This is a genomic window from Acidovorax sp. SDU_ACID1 (assembly GCF_045291395.1).
Classification (GTDB): Bacteria; Pseudomonadota; Gammaproteobacteria; order Burkholderiales; family Burkholderiaceae_C; genus MR-S7.
This window is the reverse complement of the sequence record NZ_CP152342.1, coordinates 4,105,593-4,125,351: the sequence shown is the minus strand read 5'-3', so window position 1 is coordinate 4,125,351 and position 19,759 is coordinate 4,105,593. Positions and strand designations below refer to the sequence as shown.

General features: G+C 67.9%; 21 protein-coding genes and 1 pseudogene. 15 read left to right on the top strand and 7 right to left on the bottom strand.

The window, feature by feature from the left end; translation table 11 throughout:
- Positions 1 to 93: 93 nt before the first annotated feature.
- Positions 94 to 1,131 (top strand): zinc-binding alcohol dehydrogenase family protein, encoded by a 1,038-nt coding sequence (locus tag AAG689_RS20225; RefSeq protein ID WP_406626379.1) that lies wholly within the window; start codon positions 94 to 96, stop codon positions 1,129 to 1,131.
- A gap of 66 nt (positions 1,132 to 1,197) precedes the next feature.
- Here AAG689_RS20225 and AAG689_RS20220 read toward each other — a convergent pair whose 3' ends face one another.
- Positions 1,198 to 1,446, bottom strand: a complete 249-nt coding sequence (locus tag AAG689_RS20220) for a helix-turn-helix domain-containing protein (protein WP_406623491.1) — start codon at positions 1,444 to 1,446, stop codon at positions 1,198 to 1,200.
- 145 nt (positions 1,447 to 1,591) lie between these two features.
- Here AAG689_RS20220 and AAG689_RS20215 point away from each other — a divergent pair, with 145 nt between their 5' ends.
- Positions 1,592 to 2,011, top strand: a complete 420-nt coding sequence (locus AAG689_RS20215; RefSeq protein WP_406623490.1) for a hypothetical protein — start codon at positions 1,592 to 1,594, stop codon at positions 2,009 to 2,011.
- Positions 2,012 to 2,106: 95 nt separating this feature from the next.
- On the opposite strand, the pseudogene lipA reads toward AAG689_RS20215, so the two are convergent.
- From lipA to AAG689_RS20200, 3 genes and pseudogenes are all read right to left on the bottom strand, one after another.
- Positions 2,107 to 3,086, bottom strand: a pseudogene (gene lipA / locus AAG689_RS20210) (lipoyl synthase).
- Between the two features lie 14 nt (positions 3,087 to 3,100).
- Positions 3,101 to 3,793, bottom strand: coding sequence for a lipoyl(octanoyl) transferase LipB (gene lipB / locus AAG689_RS20205; protein ID WP_406623489.1), 693 nt, complete (start codon positions 3,791 to 3,793; stop codon positions 3,101 to 3,103).
- 5 nt (positions 3,794 to 3,798) lie between these two features.
- Complete coding sequence (locus AAG689_RS20200; RefSeq protein ID WP_020227845.1) at positions 3,799 to 4,086, bottom strand: YbeD family protein; 288 nt, start codon at positions 4,084 to 4,086, stop codon at positions 3,799 to 3,801.
- 227 nt (positions 4,087 to 4,313) lie between these two features.
- Between AAG689_RS20200 and AAG689_RS20195 the strand changes: the two genes are divergently transcribed.
- The 13 genes from AAG689_RS20195 (at position 4,314) to pdeM (ending at position 17,670) form a co-directional block, all read left to right on the top strand.
- A complete protein-coding gene (locus AAG689_RS20195; RefSeq protein WP_406623488.1) occupies positions 4,314 to 4,781 on the top strand; it encodes an ATP synthase subunit I in 468 nt (155 codons plus the stop codon).
- Between the two features lie 22 nt (positions 4,782 to 4,803).
- Positions 4,804 to 5,667 carry a F0F1 ATP synthase subunit A gene (gene atpB, locus AAG689_RS20190; RefSeq protein WP_020227847.1) on the top strand — a complete coding sequence of 288 codons (864 nt, stop codon included), beginning with the start codon at positions 4,804 to 4,806 and terminating at the stop codon, positions 5,665 to 5,667.
- Positions 5,668 to 5,715: 48 nt separating this feature from the next.
- On the top strand, positions 5,716 to 5,964 hold the full coding sequence (gene atpE, locus AAG689_RS20185) for a F0F1 ATP synthase subunit C (RefSeq protein WP_011803767.1): 249 nt from the start codon (positions 5,716 to 5,718) through the stop codon (positions 5,962 to 5,964).
- Between the two features lie 38 nt (positions 5,965 to 6,002).
- Positions 6,003 to 6,473, top strand: coding sequence for a F0F1 ATP synthase subunit B (locus tag AAG689_RS20180; protein ID WP_020227848.1), 471 nt, complete (start codon positions 6,003 to 6,005; stop codon positions 6,471 to 6,473).
- A gap of 11 nt (positions 6,474 to 6,484) precedes the next feature.
- Positions 6,485 to 7,027, top strand: coding sequence for a F0F1 ATP synthase subunit delta (locus AAG689_RS20175; protein WP_406623487.1), 543 nt, complete (start codon positions 6,485 to 6,487; stop codon positions 7,025 to 7,027).
- 43 nt (positions 7,028 to 7,070) lie between these two features.
- The gene (gene atpA / locus AAG689_RS20170; RefSeq protein ID WP_406623486.1) at positions 7,071 to 8,630 is read left to right on the top strand and encodes a F0F1 ATP synthase subunit alpha; all 1,560 of its coding nucleotides are present in this window, start codon (positions 7,071 to 7,073) and stop codon (positions 8,628 to 8,630) included.
- 18 nt (positions 8,631 to 8,648) lie between these two features.
- Complete coding sequence (gene atpG / locus AAG689_RS20165; RefSeq protein ID WP_020227851.1) at positions 8,649 to 9,515, top strand: F0F1 ATP synthase subunit gamma; 867 nt, start codon at positions 8,649 to 8,651, stop codon at positions 9,513 to 9,515.
- A gap of 28 nt (positions 9,516 to 9,543) precedes the next feature.
- A complete protein-coding gene (gene atpD / locus AAG689_RS20160) occupies positions 9,544 to 10,950 on the top strand; it encodes a F0F1 ATP synthase subunit beta (protein WP_024001136.1) in 1,407 nt (468 codons plus the stop codon).
- Between the two features lie 81 nt (positions 10,951 to 11,031).
- Positions 11,032 to 11,448, top strand: a complete 417-nt coding sequence (locus AAG689_RS20155; protein WP_406623485.1) for a F0F1 ATP synthase subunit epsilon — start codon at positions 11,032 to 11,034, stop codon at positions 11,446 to 11,448.
- Between the two features lie 104 nt (positions 11,449 to 11,552).
- Positions 11,553 to 12,596: a ligase-associated DNA damage response exonuclease gene (locus AAG689_RS20150; protein WP_406623484.1), complete on the top strand. Its 1,044-nt coding sequence runs from the start codon at positions 11,553 to 11,555 to the stop codon at positions 12,594 to 12,596.
- Positions 12,593 to 14,251, top strand: a complete 1,659-nt coding sequence (locus AAG689_RS20145; RefSeq protein ID WP_406623483.1) for an ATP-dependent DNA ligase — start codon at positions 12,593 to 12,595, stop codon at positions 14,249 to 14,251. Before AAG689_RS20150 ends, AAG689_RS20145 begins: the two co-directional genes overlap by 4 nt.
- A 78-nt stretch (positions 14,252 to 14,329) precedes the next feature.
- A complete protein-coding gene (locus tag AAG689_RS20140) occupies positions 14,330 to 16,942 on the top strand; it encodes a ligase-associated DNA damage response DEXH box helicase (RefSeq protein ID WP_406623482.1) in 2,613 nt (870 codons plus the stop codon).
- A 74-nt stretch (positions 16,943 to 17,016) separates the two neighbouring features.
- Complete coding sequence (gene pdeM, locus AAG689_RS20135; protein WP_406623481.1) at positions 17,017 to 17,670, top strand: ligase-associated DNA damage response endonuclease PdeM; 654 nt, start codon at positions 17,017 to 17,019, stop codon at positions 17,668 to 17,670.
- Here pdeM and AAG689_RS20130 read toward each other — a convergent pair.
- From AAG689_RS20130 to AAG689_RS20120, 3 genes are read right to left on the bottom strand one after another with little or no spacing between them, the layout of a single operon-like run.
- Complete coding sequence (locus AAG689_RS20130; protein WP_406623480.1) at positions 17,667 to 18,197, bottom strand: TPM domain-containing protein; 531 nt, start codon at positions 18,195 to 18,197, stop codon at positions 17,667 to 17,669. The genes pdeM and AAG689_RS20130 overlap by 4 nt on opposite strands.
- Positions 18,198 to 18,208: 11 nt before the next feature.
- The gene (locus AAG689_RS20125) at positions 18,209 to 19,105 is read right to left on the bottom strand and encodes a TPM domain-containing protein (RefSeq protein WP_406623479.1); all 897 of its coding nucleotides are present in this window, start codon (positions 19,103 to 19,105) and stop codon (positions 18,209 to 18,211) included.
- 3 nt (positions 19,106 to 19,108) lie between these two features.
- On the bottom strand, positions 19,109 to 19,693 hold the full coding sequence (locus tag AAG689_RS20120; RefSeq protein ID WP_406623478.1) for a LemA family protein: 585 nt from the start codon (positions 19,691 to 19,693) through the stop codon (positions 19,109 to 19,111).
- Positions 19,694 to 19,759: the final 66 nt, after the last annotated feature.

Below are 19,759 nucleotides of genomic sequence, written 5' to 3'. Positions count from 1 at the left end.
GATGCTTCAATTTTGAAGCCGTTTTTCAAGCGGGGATGGCTGCCTATAGTCCCAGCGTTCATCGTTTTTTTGGAGAAACCCATGACCACCACCATGAAGGCCATCGGCCTGCGTCAGTACCTGCCCATAGCCCATCCCGAAGCCCTGATCGACCTCATCCTGCCCGTGCCCGAACCCGGCGCGCACGACCTGCTGGTGCGCGTGGAGGCCGTCTCGGTCAACCCCGTGGACGCCAAGGTGCGCGGCCAGCAGTCGCCCACGCCCGCGCAGCCCCGCGTGCTGGGCTGGGACGCGGCGGGCACCGTGGTGGCCGTGGGCAGCGCCGTGACGCGCTTCGCCGTGGGGGATGCCGTCTACTTCGCGGGCGACATCACGCGACCCGGCAGCAACGCGCAATTCACGCTGGTGGACGAGCGCATCGTGGGCCCCAAGCCCCGCTCGCTGGACTTCGCCCAGGCGGCGGCGCTGCCGCTTACGGCCATCACCGCGTGGGAGGCGCTGTTCGACCGCCTGGGGCTGGAGAGCACTCCCGCCGCCGATAGTCCGCAGCGCGGGCAGAGCATCCTCGTCATCGGCGCAGGTGGCGGCGTGGGCTCGATAGCCGTGCAACTCGCCGCGAGCGCCGGGCTCACCGTGATCGGCACCGCTTCGCGCCCCGAATCGCAGGCCTGGGTGCGCGAGCTGGGCGCCGCCCACGTGGTGGACCACCGCCAGGACCTGCGCGCGCAACTCGACGCGCTGGGCGTGGGCGAGGTCGATCACCTGCTGCTGCTGTCCGACACCGACGCGCACTTTCCCCGCATCCCCGCGCTGCTGCGCCCGCAGGGCCTGGCCTGCGGCATCGTGGAGAACACCGCGCCGCTCGACCTGCGGCCGCTGCACGGCAAGAGCCAGGGCTTCGTGTGGGAAATGATGTTCGCGCGCAGCATGTACCGCACGCCCGACATGGCCGCGCAGCACGCCCTGCTGGCCGAGGTGGCGCGCCGCATCGACGCCGGCGCCCTGCGCGGCACGCTGCGCGAGGTGCTCGGGCCCATCGACGCCGCCCACCTGCGCGAGGCGCACCGGCGCATCGAATCGGGCCACACCATGGGCAAGCTGGTACTGGCTGGTTGGGGTGCTACTGAATAAATAGCTGTTCGCGCTTGCTGAATAGGCGCTAGGCTCCGATTCGTCTTGAAATTCTCCGCGAAGCTGCTAAGGAACATCGTTACTGCGAAGCACTACACCCGATTTCTCCAGCAGCGACACGATGTTCGAAGGCGGGGTTTTCAAGGCTGCCGCCAGTTTGAACAGCGTTGTCAAAGTGGGCTGTCGCTGCCCCAGCTCCAGCATGCTGATGTAGTTGCGCTCCAACTCGGCCTCGAAGCCCAACTGCTCTTGCGTCAAGCCTGCCTCTTTTCGAAGCTGGCGCAAGACGCTTCCGAACGCAATTGCAATATCCAATGAACTCTCCAACTATCGTTGGAAATTTCAGAGGAAAGTGCTACGCTCGTCTTCCAACTATGGTTGGAAAAGCGCTGCGATGCCATGGAGCAATCCGTAGCAGGTAGACGCCTTATCGCCCATTTACTTTCGAGGGGGACTCTTCATGATTCGAGCAAAGATGGCCGGCAGTCTGGCATTGGCCCTGAGCCTGGGCGCCTGTGCCACTAACCAGTGGCGCCATCCAGGCTACAGCGGCAATCCCGCGCTGCATGAACAGCGCTTGGCAATCGACAACGGGTACTGCCAACAGGTTGTCCAGGGAACTGCCCCGATGCCGCAAATGGCGGTGGCTCCCGCGGTGCCAGCCGGCTACTACGTGAACGGCAACAGCACCACCTATGGCAGTCGAGGCATCAGTAACGGCAGCTACAGTGCTACCGTGACTCCGACCGTCAACCCGGTGCAATCATTTGCCCAGGGTGCGGCTCAGGGGGCGGCCATCAGAGCCGTGTTGGATGCCAGACGTGCCCGGGAGGATATTCACAAGGGTTGCATGGCGCACTTGGGATGGGTCGCGCAGTAGCCAGGGACATCGCGGTTTCGGCGCGCTGGGATAGTTGGCTATTGAATTAATAGCTGTTCGTGTTTTCTGGATAAGCGCTAGAGCCAGATTTTGCTTTAAACGCCGGCGGCGTGCGCCTGCTGGTCGGCGTGGTAGCTGGAGCGCACCATCGCGCCCACGGCGGCGTGCGAGAAGCCCATCTTGTACGCCTCTTCCTCGAACATCTTGAACGTGTCGGGGTGCACGTAGCGGCGCACCGGCAGGTGGCTGTTGCTGGGCGCGAGGTACTGGCCGATGGTCAGCATGTCGATGTCGTGCGCGCGCATGTCGCGCATCACCTGCAGGATCTCCTCGTCGGTCTCGCCCAGGCCGACCATGATGCCGCTCTTGGTCGGCACCTTGGGGTGCAGGGCCTTGAACTTTTTCAGCAGGTTCAGGCTGAACTGGTAGTCCGATCCGGGGCGCGCTTCCTTGTAGAGGCGCGGGATGGTCTCCAGGTTGTGGTTCATCACGTCCGGCGGCGCGGCTTTGAGGATCTCCAGCGCGCGGTCGTCGCGGCCGCGGAAGTCGGGTACGAGGATCTCGATCTGCGTGGCGGGCGAGAGTTCGCGCGTGCGCTGGATGCACTCCACGAAGTGGCCCGAGCCGCCGTCGCGCAGGTCGTCGCGGTCCACGCTGGTGATCACCACGTACTTCAGGCGCAGCTTGGCGATGGTCTTCGCCAGGTTCAGTGGCTCGTCCTTGTCCAGCGGGTCGGGGCGGCCGTGTCCCACGTCGCAGAACGGGCAGCGGCGCGTGCACTTGTCGCCCATGATCATGAACGTGGCCGTGCCCTTGCCGAAGCATTCGCCGATGTTGGGGCAGCTCGCTTCCTCGCACACCGTGTGCAAGTTGCTCTCGCGCAGGATCTGCTTGATCTCGTAGAAGCGCGTGGTGGGGCTGCCCGCCTTCACGCGGATCCACTCGGGCTTCTTGAGCACTTCGCCCTGCTCGACCTTGATCGGAATGCGCGAAAGCTTGGCCGCGGCCTTTTGCTTGGCCAGCGGGTTGTAGGCCTCGGGGGTTGCGCTTCGCGCACGACTTCGGGAGTGCTCATGGCTGCGGGGAAAGTCAGGGCGCGAGGCGCGTGCAGAGCTGTTGGCCCAGTACCGCGGCGGCTTCGTCCCAGGTGGTTCGTGCGCCGATTGTAGAAAGGTCCACCGTCGGAAGGCCTGCGTAACCGCAAGGGTTGATACGGGAGAAGGGTTCCAGGTCCATGGCCACGTTGAGCGCCACGCCGTGGTAGGTGCAGTGGCGCGTGACCTTAATGCCCAGCGCGGCGATCTTGCCCAGGCCGGTGAAGTCGGGCGGAGAAGGCGGGGCGGCGGCATCGCGCTGCTGCGGCCGCTGGGGCAGGAGGGCGTGCTCGAACGGGTCGTCCAGACGCACGTAGATGCCAGGCGCACCCGCCACGCGGTGGCCCGTCACGCCGAAGTGCGCCAGCGTGCGGATCACGGCCTCTTCGAGGCGGTAGACGTATTCCTTGACGTAGTAGCCCGCGCGCCGCAGGTCCACGAGCGGGTAGGCCACGACCTGCCCGGGGCCGTGGTGCGTGACCTGGCCGCCGCGGTTGGTGTGCACCACGGGGATGCCGCCGGGCTGCAGGATGTGGCCGTCCTTGCCCGCCAGGCCTTGCGTGAACACAGGCGGGTGTTCGCAGATCCAGAGCGTGTCGGGCGTCTCCTGCGTGCGCTCCTCGGTGAAGCGCCGCATGGCCTCCAGGGTCGCGTCGTAGGGCACGCGCCCGAGCATGCGCAGCTCCATGGCGTTCAGAGCACGACCTTGACCATGGGATGCGACGACAGTGCGCGATACAGATCGTCGAGCTGCTCGCGGCTGGTGGCTGTGATGGTGATCGTGACGCCGAGGTAGTTGCCGGCGCGGCTGTCGCGCAGCTCGATGGTGGAAGCGTCGAAGCCTGGGTCGAAGCGGCGCGCCACCTCGGTCACCGCGTGCACGAACCCGTCGACCTTGGCGCCCATCACCTTGATGGGGAAGCGCGAGGGGTACTCGATCAGCGAATCCTTGCGCGGATCCGGGGTGGCGGGTGTGGTCATTTCAGGTCTTTCTTCTGTCGCGCGGCGCGATCGCGATGGGGATGAATCGCGATGGTATGCCTGCCAAAGGTAAGCTTGATTTCCGGCCGCGTTGGTCTGCCGCCACAATGGCGCAGGCCGGCCCCCGATGGCAGCACGCAGCGGGGGCTTGTGGATTGCCCGGGGTTTTTACTTATAATCAAGGGCTTTGTGAAAGTTTTGGTCTGCCGCACAGGCAATCTTCGCGCATGAAAACAGACGCCCTCGGGACAGAAGCTGAGGCCGAAGATCCCGACTTCAAGCCCCTGACCGCGCAAGAGGCCCAGGAGTGGCGCAGTCGCCACCCGGCCGTGTCGGTCTGGCGCATCGTCGGGAGCCAGGCAGGGGTGGGTGTGCTGGTCGCGCTGTTGGCATGGTTGCTGACAGGGCGGGTGCAGGTGGCCTGGTCCGCCGGATACGGCGCCTTGGCGGTGGTGATTCCCGCGGCGCTGTTCGCGCGGGGCATGGCACGCAAGCGTGCATCCGCAGGGGCGGCCATGGCCGGGCTCTTCGGGTGGGAGCTGGTCAAGATTGTGTTGACCGTCGCCATGTTGGCGGCGGCGCCCCGGCTGGTGCCGGGGCTGAGCTGGCTGGCGCTGCTGGTCGGCATGGTGGTGACGATGAAAACGTACTGGATCGCGCTGCTGGCGCGGCCCGGTGTCCGACGAACCGATTGATATTTGAGAGAAGAGTTGTCCGATGGCCGCAGATGCGAACGCCCCGACTGCAAGTGAATACATCGTTCACCACCTGCAGCATCTTCAGAACATCAAGCAGAAGTCCATCATTGACTTCTCGGTGGTCAATTTCGATTCCATTGCGGTCAGTGTGACTCTGGGCGTGCTGGGTTTGTTCCTCATGTGGCTGGCTGCGCGCAAGGCCACCTCCGGCGTGCCGGGCCGTTTCCAGGCCGCCGTGGAAATGCTCGTGGAAATGGTGGACAACCAGGCCAAGGCCAACATCCACAACGCCCAGAGCCGCCAATTCATCGCACCCCTGGCGCTCACGGTGTTCGTCTGGATCTTCCTGATGAACGCCATGGACCTGCTGCCCGTCGACCTGCTGCCGGTGCTCTGGCAAGGCGCAACCGGCGACCACCATGCCTACCTGCGCGTGGTGCCCACTGCCGACCTCTCCACCACTCTGGGCCTGTCCACCGCAGTGCTAATCCTGTGCTTCGTGTACAGCATCAAGATCAAGGGCGTGGGCGGTTGGGCCCATGAACTGGTGACGGCGCCTTTCGGCACCAGCAAGAATCCCGTCTTCGCCCTGATCCTGGGTGTGGTCAATCTGCTCATGCAGATCATCGAATACGTTGCCAAGACGGTCTCGCATGGCATGCGACTGTTCGGCAACATGTACGCTGGTGAGTTGGTGTTCATGCTGATCGCCCTGATGGGCGGCGCGGCGGCTATGTCGCTCTCTGGTGTGTTGCTCCCCGTGGGGCACATCATTGCGGGCTCTATCTGGGCGATCTTCCACATTCTGATCATCACCCTGCAGGCCTTCATTTTCATGATGCTGACGCTGATCTACCTCGGCCAGGCGCATGAAGCTCACTGATCCTTTCCTTTTCCTTTCCAACCTTTCTTTTCATCTCTAGGAGTCATCATGGAAAACATTCTCGGTCTCGTCGCTCTGGCTTGTGGTCTGATCGTGGGTCTCGGCGCTATCGGCGCTTCGATCGGTATCGCTCTGATGGGCGGCAAGTTCCTGGAATCGTCCGCTCGCCAGCCCGAGCTGATCAACGAACTCCAAACCAAGATGTTCATCTTGGCCGGTCTGATCGACGCCGCCTTCCTGATTGGCGTGGCCATCGCCCTGCTGTTCGCTTTCGCCAACCCCTTCGTCCTGGCCTAAGCACTCCGATCAACGCCAACGAATAGAAAGGTGTTGCCGTGAGTATCAACGCGACCCTGTTCGTTCAGGCCATCGTCTTCCTGATCCTGGTGCTGTTCACGATGAAGTTCGTGTGGCCCCCGATCGCGAAGGCGCTGGATGAACGAGCCCAGAAAATCGCCGATGGTCTCGCCGCTGCCGACCGTGCCAAGACCGAGCTCGCCGCTGCCGACCAGCGCGTGAAGCAGGAACTGGCCGCCGCCAGCAACGAAACCGCGACGCGCCTGGCCGATGCCGAGCGCCGCGCGCAGGCCATCATCGAAGAGGCCAAGGCACGCGCCACCGACGAAGGCAACAAGATTGTCGCCGCCGCCCGCGCCGAGGCCGAGCAGCAGGCGGTCACCGCCCGCGAAGCCCTGCGCGAGCAGGTGGCCGCGCTGGCCGTCAAGGGCGCCGAGCAGATTCTCCGCAAGGAAGTCAATGCCGGTGTCCATGCCGATCTGCTGAACCGCCTGAAGACCGAGCTGTAAGGGAGCATCCAATGGCAGAACTCGCCACCATTGCCCGCCCTTACGCCGAGGCGCTGTACAAGGCCTGCACCGACAAAGCCGGTGCTGACCTGAACGGCGCCGCAGCCTGGGTGGACGAGCTGGCGGCGATTGCCGCCAATCCCCAATTGCGCCAGCTGGCAGACAACCCGAAGGTGACGACGAACCAGGTGTTCGACGTCATCGCGGGCGTGGCCCGCTCGGCGTTGCCCGATCTGGCCCAGAACTTCCTGCGCACCGTGATCGACAACGGCCGCGTGCAGGCGCTGCCCGAAATCGCGGCCCAATTTCGCGCACTGGTCAATCGCAGCAACGGCTCCTCGGATGCCGTGGTGTACAGCGCCTTCCCGCTGGATGCGCAAGCGTTGGCCGACCTCGGCATCACGCTGCAAAAGCGCTTCGGCCGCAAGCTCAATCTCTCCGTGCAACAGGACGAGACGCTGATCGGCGGCGTGCGCGTGGTGGTGGGCGATGAGGTGCTCGACACTTCCGTCAAGGCCCGTCTGGAACAAATGAAAGCGGCCCTCACGGCCTGAGCGGCTGGAGGTTTCGGCTATTTAAAGAAAGAAGGAAAGAGTCATGCAACTCAATCCCGCAGAAATTTCTGAACTGATCAAGAGCCGCATCGAAGGGCTGGCAGCCAGCAGCGACATCCGCAACCAGGGCACCGTGGTGTCCGTGACGGACGGTATCGTGCGCGTGCATGGCCTGTCCGACGTGATGCAGGGCGAAATGCTGGAATTCCCCGCCACGGCGGACGGCCAGCCCACCTACGGCCTGGCGCTGAACCTCGAGCGCGACTCCGTCGGCGCCGTGATTCTGGGCGAGTACGAGCACATCTCCGAAGGCGACACCGTCAAGTGCACGGGCCGCATCCTGGAAGTGCCCGTCGGCCCCGAACTGATCGGCCGCGTGGTGAACGCCCTGGGCCAGCCGATCGACGGCAAGGGTCCGATCAACGCCAAGATGACGGACGTGATCGAGAAGGTCGCTCCCGGCGTGATCGCACGCCAGTCCGTGGACCAGCCGCTGCAGACCGGCCTGAAGTCCATCGACTCCATGGTGCCGATCGGCCGCGGCCAGCGCGAGCTGATCATCGGCGACCGCCAGACCGGCAAGACGGCCGTGGCCATCGACGCCATCATCAACCAGAAGGGCCAGGGCGTGACGTGTATCTACGTCGCCATCGGCCAGAAGGCTTCGTCGATCAAGAACGTGGTGCGCGCCCTGGAACAGGCCGGCGCCATGGACTACACCATCGTGGTGGCCGCCTCGGCTTCCGAGTCCGCCGCCATGCAGTACGTGTCGGCCTACTCCGGCTGCACGATGGGCGAATACTTCCGCGACCGCGGCGAAGACGCGCTGATCGTCTATGACGACCTGTCCAAGCAGGCCGTGGCCTACCGCCAGGTCTCTCTGCTGCTGCGCCGCCCGCCGGGCCGCGAAGCCTACCCTGGCGACGTGTTCTACCTGCACAGCCGCCTGCTGGAGCGTGCCGCCCGCGTCAACGCCGACTACGTCGAAGCCTTCACCAAGGGCGAGGTCAAGGGCAAGACCGGCTCGCTGACCGCGCTGCCGATCATCGAGACGCAAGCCGGCGACGTGTCCGCGTTCGTTCCGACCAACGTGATCTCGATCACCGACGGCCAGATCTTCCTGGAGACCAGCCTGTTCAACGCCGGTATCCGCCCCGCCATCAACGCTGGTATCTCGGTGTCGCGCGTGGGTTCGTCGGCACAGACGAAGATCATCAAGGGCCTGTCCGGCGGTATCCGTACCGACCTGGCGCAGTACCGTGAACTGGCTGCCTTCGCGCAGTTCGCCTCCGACCTGGACGAAGCCACCCGCAAGCAGCTCGACCGCGGCGCGCGTGTGACCGAACTGCTCAAGCAGGCGCAGTACAGCCCGCTGCCCGTCAGCCTGATGGGTGCGACGCTGTTCGCCGTGAACAAGGGCTTCCTGGACGACGTGGACGTGAAGAAGGTCCTGTCCTTCGAGTCCGGCCTGCACCAGTTCCTCAAGACCAGCCATGCCGCCCTGCTGGAGCGCCTGGAGAAGAGCCGTGCGTTCGACAAGGAAGGCAAGGACGAGGCCGAGCTGACGCAAGCCATCACGGCGTTCAAGAAGTCGTTCGTTTAAACCGGACGAGGAGCCATCATGGCAGCAGGCAAGGAAATACGCGGCAAGATCAAATCGGTGGAGAACACCAAGAAGATCACCAAGGCCATGGAAATGGTGGCCGCGTCCAAGATGCGCAAGGCGCAGGATCGCATGCGTGCGGCCCGTCCGTACGCGGAGAAGGTGCGCAACATCGCCGCCAACCTCGGCCATGCCAACCCCGAGTACGTCCATCCCTTCATGAAGACGAACGACGCGAAGGCGGCGGGCGTCATCGTGGTGACGACGGACAAGGGGCTGTGCGGCGGCATGAACACCAACGTGCTGCGCGCCGTGACGGCCAAGCTGCGCGAGTTGCAGTCGGCTGGCGTGGAAACGCAGGCGGTGGCCATCGGCAACAAGGGCCTGGGCTTCCTGAACCGCGTCGGCGCCAAGGTGGTCTCGCACGTCACGGGCCTGGGCGACACGCCGCATCTCGAGAAGCTCATCGGCCCCGTCAAGGTGCTGCTCGACGCTTACGCCGAAGGCAAGATCAACGCGGTGTACCTCTCGTACACCAAGTTCATCAACACCATGAAGCAGGAATCGGTGGTGGAGCAGTTGCTGCCCCTCTCGTCCGAGAAGATGCAGGCCGAGAAGACCGAGCACGGCTGGGACTACATCTACGAGCCCGATGCGCAGACCGTGATCGACGAGCTGCTCGTGCGCTACGTCGAGTCGCTGATCTACCAGGCCGTGGCCGAGAACATGGCCTCGGAGCAGTCGGCGCGCATGGTGGCCATGAAGGCCGCCACCGACAACGCGGGCAACGTCATCAACGAGCTCAAGCTGGTCTACAACAAGACGCGCCAAGCCGCGATCACGAAGGAACTTTCGGAGATCGTCGCGGGTGCGGCAGCCGTCTAACCGGTTTCACAAATTTCTGGAGCAAAAAATGGCTCAAGTGCAAGGCAAGATTGTTCAATGTATCGGCGCCGTGGTGGACGTGGAGTTCCCGCGCGACCAGATGCCAAAGGTGTACGACGCCCTCAAGCTCGAAGGCTCGGCCCTGACGCTGGAAGTGCAGCAGCAGCTCGGCGACGGCGTGGTGCGTACCATCGCCCTCGGCTCGTCCGACGGTCTGAAGCGCGGCCTGATGGTCACCAACACCGCAGCCCCCATCACCGTGCCCGTGGGCAAGGCCACCCTGGGCCGCATCATGGACGTGCTGGGCAACCCCATCGACGAGCGCGGCCCCGTGGACCAGGCCCTCACGGCTTCCATCCACCGCAAGGCGCCCGCTTATGACGAGCTGAGCCCCTCGCAGGAGCTGCTCGAAACCGGCATCAAGGTGATCGACCTGGTCTGCCCGTTCGCCAAGGGCGGCAAGGTGGGCCTGTTCGGCGGCGCCGGCGTGGGCAAGACCGTGAACATGATGGAGCTCATCAACAACATCGCCAAGGCGCACTCGGGTCTGTCCGTGTTCGCCGGCGTGGGCGAGCGTACCCGCGAGGGCAACGACTTCTACCACGAGATGGCCGACTCCGGCGTCGTGAACCTGGAGAACCTGGGCGAGTCCAAGGTGGCCATGGTCTACGGCCAGATGAACGAGCCCCCGGGCAACCGTCTGCGCGTGGCCCTGACCGGCCTGACCATCGCCGAGTCGTTCCGCGACGAAGGCCGCGACGTGCTGTTCTTCGTGGACAACATCTACCGCTACACGCTGGCCGGTACCGAAGTGTCCGCCCTGCTGGGCCGCATGCCCTCCGCCGTGGGCTACCAGCCGACGCTGGCCGAGGAAATGGGCCGCCTGCAAGAGCGCATCACCTCCACCAAGGTCGGCTCGATCACCTCGATCCAGGCCGTGTACGTGCCCGCGGACGACTTGACCGACCCCTCGCCCGCCACGACCTTCGCCCACTTGGACTCCACCGTGGTGCTGTCGCGCGACATCGCTTCGCTGGGTATCTACCCCGCCGTGGACCCGCTGGACTCCACCAGCCGCCAGCTCGACCCGCAGGTCGTCGGTGAAGAGCACTACAAGGTGGCCCGCGACGTGCAGGGCACGCTGCAGCGCTACAAGGAACTGCGCGACATCATCGCCATCCTGGGCATGGACGAACTGGCACCCGAAGACAAGCTGGCCGTGGCCCGCGCCCGCAAGATCCAGCGCTTCCTGTCGCAGCCGTTCCACGTGGCCGAAGTGTTCACGGGCTCGCCCGGCAAGTACGTCTCGCTGGCCGAGACCATCCGCGGCTTCAAGATGATCGTGGCCGGCGAATGCGACCACCTGCCCGAGCAGGCGTTCTACATGGTCGGCACCATCGACGAAGCCTTCGAAAAGGCGAAGAAGGTGGCCTGATGACCGCAGGGCCGGCCGTCCACGACGCCCGCCGGCCCCGGTTCTGAAAGGCTTGCCCATCCCCTTTTGCAAGGAGCAAAGATGAACACCATCCACGTCGACGTGGTCAGTGCCGAAGAGTCCATCTTCTCCGGCGAGGCGCGCTTCGTCGCGCTGCCCGGCGAGGCGGGCGAGCTGGGCATCCTGCCCAAGCACACGCCGCTGATCACCCGCATCAAGCCCGGCTCGGTGCGCATCGAGATGGCCGACGGCAACGAGGAATTCGTCTTCGTGGCCGGCGGCATCCTCGAAGTGCAGCCCGACCGCGTGACCGTGCTGTCCGACACCGCCATCCGCGGCAAGGACCTGGACGACCAGAAGGCCGAGGAAGCCAAGGCGTCCGCCGAGGAGGCCCTCAAGAACGCCAGGAGCGAGATCGACCTGGCCAAGGCACAGTCCGAGCTGGCCGTCATGGCCGCCCAGATCGCCGCGCTGCGCAAGTACCGCCAGAAGCGCTGATTCCCTTCCAGGGATGCCAGCCAGCCGCCTTCAGGGCGGCTTTTTTCGCCCGTGCCGCGGCGGCGTCCGACGCGGCGGCGAGCCGGCCCGCCCTAGCATGGGCCATGGCGAATCCCACCGACCTGGTCGTGGCCCGGCCCGAGGGCCTGTATTGCCCGCCCGGCGATTTCTACATCGACCCCTGGCGCCCCGTGGAGCGCGCGGTCATCACCCACGCGCACGGCGACCACGCGCGGCGCGGCCATGCGCACTACCTCGCGCACGAGGACAGCGCCGGCGTGCTGCGCGCGCGCCTGGGGGATGACATCACTTTGCAGACCCTGCCCTACGGGGCGGCCATCGAGCACCGGGGCGTGCGCATCTCGCTGCACCCGGCCGGCCACGTGCTCGGATCGGCGCAGGTGCGCATGGAGCACGGCGGGCGCGTCTGGGTCGCCTCGGGCGACTACAAGCTCGACGCCGACGGCACCTGCGCGCCGTTCGAGCCGGTGCGCTGCGACACCTTCATCACCGAATCCACCTTCGGCCTGCCCATCTACCGCTGGCCCGAACAGGCCGCGCTGTGGGCCGAGGTGAACGCCTGGTGGCAGGCCAATGCCGCCGAGGGACGGCCCTCCGTGCTGTTCTGCTACGCCTTCGGCAAGGCGCAGCGCATCCTGCAAGGGGTGGATGCGGGCATCGGCCCGATCCTCGTGCATGGCGCGGTGGAGCCGCTCAACGCCGCCTACCGCGCCGCGGGCGTGGCGCTGCCGCCCACGCGCCACGCCACCGACGCGGGGCTGGACGCCGCCACGCTGCGCCAGGCGCTGGTGCTCGCGCCGCCCTCGGCTCAGGGCACGCCGTGGATGCGCCGCTTTCCGCGCCATGCGGACGCCTTCGCCAGCGGCTGGATGCGGCTGCGCGGCACGCGCCGGCGGCGCGGGGTGGACCGGGGCTTCGTGCTCTCCGACCATGCCGACTGGCCGGGGCTGCAGGCCGCCATCGCCGCCACGGGGGCCGGGCAGGTGTTCGTCACCCACGGCAGCGTGGCCGTCATGGTGCGCTGGCTGCGCGAGCAGGGGCTCGACGCGCAGGCGTTCCGCACCGAATACGGCGACGAGGACGAAGGGCCTGCCGACGCCGCCGCGCCTGCGGAACCCCCGCCATGAAAGCCTTCGCCGCGCTCTACCAGGCGCTGGACGCCAGCACCTCCAGCCTCGCCAAGCAGGCCGCGCTGCGCGGCTACCTGCAGCATGCACCGCCCGAGGACGCCGCCTGGGCCGTGTACTTCCTCGCGGGCGGCAAGCCGCGCCAGCTCGTGCCCACCAAATGGCTGCGCGCCGTGGCGCGCGAGGCGGCGGGGCTGCCCGAATGGCTGTTCGACGAAAGCTACGAAGCCGTGGGCGACCTCGCCGAAACCATCGCGCTGCTGCTGCCCCCGCCCGTCGCCGAGGCGCCGCCGCTGGGCCTGGCGCAGTGGATGCGCGAACACCTGCTGCCGCTGCGCGGCCTCTCGCCCGACACCCAGGCCGAGCGCCTGCGCACGCAGTGGCAGCGCCTGGCGCCCGAGGAGCGGCTGGTCTATTTCAAGCTCATCACGGGTGCATTCCGCGTGGGCGTGTCGCGCCTGCAGGTCACGCAGGCGCTCGCGGCGGTGAGCGGGGTGGATGCCAAGCGCATCGCGCAGCGCCTCATGGGCTACACCGGCGTGGGCGCGCAGCCCGGCGCGGCGGACTACCTGCGCCTCGTGTCGCTCGAGGAAGACGGCGCGGCCCTGCAGGGCCATCCGTACCCGTTCTTCCTCGCCCATCCCCTGGCGCTGCCCGTGGACCGTTTCGATGACGCGCTCGGCCCGCCCGCGGACTGGATCGTGGAATGGAAATGGGACGGCATCCGCGCCCAGCTCGTGCGCCGCGGCGCGGGCGACGAAGGCGGTGCATGGCTCTGGACGCGCGGAGAGGAGCTGGTGAGCGACCGCTTCCCCGAACTCCAGGCCATGGGCATGGAGGCCCTGTCCGCGGGCACGGTGATCGACGGCGAGATCGTCGTCTGGCACGGCGAACGTGCCCGCCCCTTCGCCGACCTGCAAAAGCGCATCGGCCGCAAGACCCTCGGCCCCAAGATCCTGCGCGAGCTGCCCGTCGCGCTGCTGGCCTACGACCTGCTGGAAGAAGGCGGCGAGGACCTGCGCGGCCTGCCCCTGCAGGCGCGCCGCGCGCGGCTGGATGCGCTGGTCGCCCGCGCGGCCCACCCCGCGCTCATCGCCAGCCCCGTACTCATGGGCGCCGATTGGGCCGACCTCGCATGCCAGCGCGAGGCCGCGCGCGAACGCGGCGTGGAGGGCATGATGCTCAAGGGCCGCGCCGCGCGCTACGGCGTGGGCCGCACCAAGGACGTGGGCACCTGGTGGAAATGGAAGATCGACCCCCTGAGCGTCGATGCCGTGCTCATCTACGCGCAGCGCGGCCATGGGCGGCGCGCCAGCCTCTACAGCGACTACACCTTCGCCGTGTGGAGCGGCCCGCCCGGGGAAGAAGGCCGCACGCTCGTGCCCTTCGCCAAGGCGTATTCGGGCCTCACCGATGCCGAAATGGCGCGCGTGGACGCCATCATCCGCAAGACCACGGTGGAGAGCTTCGGCCCCGTGCGCAGCGTGCGGCCCACGCTGGTGTTCGAGCTGGGCTTCGAGGGCATCGCGCGCAGCAGCCGACACAAAAGCGGCATCGCCGTGCGCTTCCCGCGCATGCTGCGCTGGCGCGAGGACAAGCCGGTGGACGAGGCGGACACGCTGCAGACGCTGGCGGCATTGCTGCCCTTGCCATGATGCATGCCGAAACTCCTCTTTTGATAGCTGATTGCGCTTGCTGGATAAGCGCTGGAGGCCAATTTGGCACTTGAACCCATGGCCGCCACCCGCTTCCCCCATGCCCAAGCCTGGCTCGCCGAGCGCGGCTGGCAGCCGTTTGCATTCCAGCAGCAGGTGTGGCGCGCCATCGCGCGCGGCCGCTCCGGGATGCTGCATGCCACCACCGGCGCGGGCAAGACCTACGCCGTCTGGCTGGGTGCGCTGGAGGCGTTCGCGAATTCCAAGCAAAAACAGCCTCCAGCGCTTATCCAGCAAGCGCAACCAGCTATCAAAAACAAAGCGCCACCGCTCACCGTGCTGTGGATCACGCCCATGCGCGCCCTGGCCGCCGACACGCTGCGCGCCCTCTCCGCACCGCTGCAAGCCCTGGCCCCGCACTGGAGCATCGCCGCGCGCACCGGCGACACCGGCAGCGCCGAGCGCAGCGCGCAGGCGCGGCGGCTGCCCACAGTGCTGGTCACCACGCCCGAGAGCCTGTCGCTGCTGCTGGCGCGCGCCGATGCGCGCGAGCAGCTCGCCAGCGTGCGCCTCGTGGTGGCCGACGAGTGGCACGAATTGCTGGGCAACAAGCGCGGCGTGCAGGTGCAGCTCGCGCTTGCGCGCCTCGCGGGCTGGAACCCGCGCCTCATGGTCTGGGGCATGTCCGCCACGCTCGGCAACCTGCCCGAGGCCATGCACGCGCTGCTGGGGCGAGACGGCGGTCTGCTGGTGCGCGGGCGGGTGGAGAAGCAGTTGGTGGTGGACACCCTGCTGCCCGAACGGCCCGAGCGCTTCACCTGGGCCGGCCACCTGGGCCTGTCGATGCTGCCCGCCGTGGTGCGCGCGCTGGAGGGGGCAGAGGGTACCACGCTGGTCTTCGTCAATGTGCGCTCGCAGGCCGAGCAGTGGTACCAGGCGCTGCTCGATGCCCGGCCCGATTGGGCGGGGCAGATCGCCATCCACCACGGCTCGCTCGACCGCGCGGTGCGCGAATGGGTGGAGGCGGGGCTCAAGAGCGGCAGCCTGCGCGCGGTGGTCTGCACCAGCAGCCTCGACCTGGGCGTGGACTTCCTGCCCGTGCAGCGCGTGATGCAGATCGGCTCGGCCAAGGGCGTGGCGCGCCTCCTGCAGCGCGCCGGGCGTTCGGGCCATGCGCCGGGGCGGCCTTCGCGCATCACGCTGGTGCCCACGCACAGCCTGGAATTGGTCGAGGCCGCCGCCGCCCGCGCGGCCGTGCACGCGGGCCGCGTGGAAATGCGCAGCAGCCCGCGCCAGCCGGTGGACGTGCTGGTGCAGCATCTGGCCACCGTGGCGCTGGGAGGCGGCTTCGAACCCAAGGCGCTCTATGCCGAGGTGCGCCGCACCGCCGCCTACCGCGATCTGCCACCTGAGGTCTGGCAGTGGTGCCTGGACTTCGTCGCGCGCGGCGGGCCGTCGCTGGCCGCCTACCCGGACTACCGCCGCGTTGTTCCCGACGAGAACGGCATCTGGCGCCTGCCCGATGCGCGCCTGGCGCGGCGCCACCGCGCCAACATCGGCACCATCGTCAGCGATGCGAGCATGACCGTGCAGGTGCTGCGCGGCGCGCGCCTGGGCTCGGTGGAAGAGGGATTCATCGCCCGCCTATCGCCCGGCGACTGCTTCGTCTTCGCGGGCCGCGTGCTGGAGCTGGTGCGCGTGCGCGAGATGACGGCCTTCGTGCGCGCCGCCCCGCGCCGCAAGCCCACCGTGCCGCGCTGGGCGGGCTCGCGCATGCCGCTGTCGGCCGTTCTGGCCGACTTCATGGTGCGCCAGCTCGCGCAGGCCGGGCGCGGCCGCTACGCCAGCCCCGAGCTGCGCGCCGCGCGGCCCCTGCTCGACGTGCAGCGCCGCTGGTCGCAACTGCCCACGCCCGAGACGCTGCTGGCCGAGACGCTGCGTTCGCGCGAGGGCTGGCACTTGTTCCTCTACCCGTTCGCGGGGCGGCATGCGCACCTGGGCCTGGCCAGCCTGTTCGCGTGGCGCGCGGCGCAGCAGGCGCCGGGCACCTTCTCCATCGCCGTCAACGACTACGGACTCGAAATCCTCAGTGCCACCGAACGCGACTGGCCTGCGCTGCTGCCCGGCCTGCTGCATGCCGGCACGCGCGCTGAGTTGCTGCGCGAAGTGCTCGCCAGCCTCAACGCCACCGAGATGGCGCGCCGGCGCTTCCGCGAAATCGCGCGCGTGGCTGGCCTCATCTTCCAGAGCCACCCCGGCGAGCAGCGCAGCGCGCGGCAGTTGCAGGCCTCGTCGCAACTGTTCTTCGAGGTCTTCCGCCAGTACGACGCGGGCAACCTGCTGCTGCGCCAAGCCGACGAGGAAGTGCTGAGCCAGGACCTGGACGTGGCCGTGCTGCTCGCGGCCCTGCAGGTCATGCAGGCGCAGCGGCTGGTGCTCTCGCCCCTTGCGCGGCCCGGGCCCTTCGCATTCCCGCTCATGGTCGAGCGCTTCCGCGAGCAGCTCACCAACGAGGCGCTGGCCGACCGCATCGCGCGCATGCTGGGCGACATGGAGGCCGCCGCCGACGCCGCCACCGGCCGGCACGAAGCGCCGCCTGAGGCGCATGCCGTGCAGAGCGGGCTGGCTTTCTCCGCCGTGCCTGACAGCGACCTCCGGGCATCGGCAAAGCGGCGTGGCAGGCGCCGCTAGCCGAGCCCCGCCGCCTGTGCGACGGCTTCAACGTGCCGGATCGGTGATCGAACATCCGGCGATCATAGGAAGACATGCACATCGAACTGCCCCTGGCCGATACCACCGTCCATCTGCTGCCCGAAGGCGCGCTCTGGTGGCCCGAGGGCGCCGCGCTCTGCATCGCCGACCTGCACCTGGGCAAGGCCGCCACCTTCCGCGCCCGGGGCCTGCCCGTGCCGCATGGCACCACGCGGGGCAATCTGGATCGCCTGGCGTGGCTGCTTGCGCGCTACCCGCAGGCTCGGCGTCTGGTGGTGCTGGGCGACTTCCTGCACGCGGCGGAGTCCCATGCGCATGGCGTGCTGAACGCGCTGGCCGCGTGGCGCGAGGGGCATCCGGCGCTGGAGGTGGTGCTGGTGCGCGGCAACCATGACAGCCACGCGGGCGACCCGCCGCCCTGGCTCGATGCGCGCATCGTGGACGAGCCCTGGCCGCTGGGCCCCTTCGCCTGTTGCCACCATCCGCAGCGCCATCCTGAACGATGGGTGCTGGCAGGCCATCTGCACCCCGCCGCCGTGCTGCGCGGCAGCGGGCGCGATGCCTTGCGCGTGCCCTGCTTCCTGAGCGAGCCCGGCCTGCTCGTGCTGCCCGCGTTCGGCGAATTCACGGGCGGCTACACGGTCGGCCGCGCGCCGGGCCGCCGCTTGTTCGCGGTGGCGGCGGGACAGGTGTGGGCCCTGCCTTAACCGATGACGACGGGATCGTCCGGCAGCTCGTTGCCGTGCACCGCGTCGTCCTCCGCAGGGAAATGCGCCACCAGCAGCGCCGACACCTCGGCCAGCGCCTGCGTCAGCCCGTCCTCGTAGCGCCCGGCGCGGAAGGCTGCGCGCATGTGGCCGACCATCGCCTGCCAGGTGCCGTGCGGCACACGGCGCGCCAGGCCACGGTCGGCCACGATCTCGATCGCGTGGTCGGCCAGCAGCAGGTAGATGAGCACGCCGTTGTTGTGCTCGGTGTCCCACACGCGCAGCTTGCCGAACTGGGTGACGGCGCGCTCGCGCGCGCCGGCGCCGCGCCACAGGTACGACAGCGGCAGCCCGCCCTCGATGCAGATGCGGATCTGGCCCGTGTGGCGGCGCTCGCTCGCGGCCACGCGCTGGCCCAGGCGTTCGAGCAGATCGGGCTGCAGGGCCTGGCGCAGGCCGCCCTCGGCCCAGCGGTGGTGCAGCAGGCGGGCGATGCGGTGAGGGAGTGCGGTGCGGTTCTTGTCCATGTTCGATGCCTTCACCAGTCGCCCGACGCGCCGCCGCCGCCGAAATCCCCGCCGCCGCCGGAGCTGAATCCGCCGCCGCCCCCGAAGCCGCCCCCGCCGCCCCAGCCACCGCCGTGGCCGCCGCCCCAGCCGCCGCCGTTCCAGACGATGGGCGCGCCGCGCCCGGCGAAGATCCAGGTGTAGAGCAGCGCCGCGATGCCCGCGCCCGATGCCAGCAGCATGCTGGCCGTGGCCAGGAAGGCCAGCGCGCCCACGCCGCCGCCCATCACCAGCCCGCCCAGGCGCTGCCCGAACAGGCGGCGCATGATGGGCCCCGCGACCATGACGCCGAAGAACAGGAAGATGGCGAGGTCCGTCCAGTCCGCCCCTGGCGATGCGCGCTTTGTGCCTTCCTGCGGCAGCGGCAGCGACTCGCCCGCGATGCGCGCGCCGATCTGCGCCACGGCGGCCTGCAGCCCGCCCGCGAAATCGTTCTCGCGAAAGCGCGGCTTCATCGCGCCGTCGATGATGCGCGCCGCCGCGATGTCGGGGATCGCGCCTTCGAGCGCCTTGGCGACCTCGATGCGCATGCGCCGGTCGTCCTTGGCGACGATGACGAGCACGCCGTCGCCCACGTCGCGCCGGCCGATCTTCCAGGCGTTGCCCACGCGGTTGGCGAAGGCGGCGATGTCCTCGGGCGCGGTGGTGGGCACCATCAGCACCACGACCTGCGAGCCGTGCTGCTGCTCGATGGCCGCGAGCTGCGTCTCCAGCGACTGGCGCTGCGCCTCGCTCAGCGTGGCGGTCTGGTCGATCATGTGCGCGGTGAGCGCAGGCACGGCCCGCAGTGGCTGGGCGGCGGCGGGAAGGGCGCCGGCAACTACCAGAAAGATAGCTGCCAGCGCTTGCCAGACAAGCGCCAGAGGCATTTTTTACTTAGAGAAGTCCACGGCGGGCGGCGTGCTGATCTGCGCCTCGTTCTGCACCGTGAAGCTGGGCTTGGGCTCGTAGCTGAACACCTTGGCCGTGAGGTTGGTGGGGAAGCTGCGCGCGAGCACGTTGTATTCCTGCACGGTCTGGATGTAGCGGTTGCGCGCCACGGTGATGCGGTTCTCGGTGCCCTCCAGCGTCACGCGCAGGTCGCGGAACGCCTGGTTGGCCTGCAGCTGCGGGTAGCGCTCGGCCACCACCATCAGGCGGCTCAGGGCGCCGGAGAGTTCGCCCTGCGCCTGCTGGAACTTGTTGAACGCCTCGGGGTTGTTCAGCGTTTCGGGCGTCACCTGGATGGAGGTGGCCTTGGCGCGCGCCTCGACCACCTTGGTCAGCGTTTCCTGCTCGAAATTCGCCTCGCCCTTCACGGTGGCGACGATGTTGGGCACCAGGTCGGCGCGGCGCTGGTACTGGTTGAGCACCTCGCTCCAGGCGGCCTTCGACTGCTCGTCCAGGCGCTGGAAGTCGTTGTAGCCGCAGCCCGTCAGGGCCAGCGCGGCGGCGAGGGTGGCGATGAGTCGTTTCATGGTGCGGGTCCAATCGTTGAACGCGGAAGATGGCGCATTGTGCCGTGACAGGCCGCGCGATGGCGC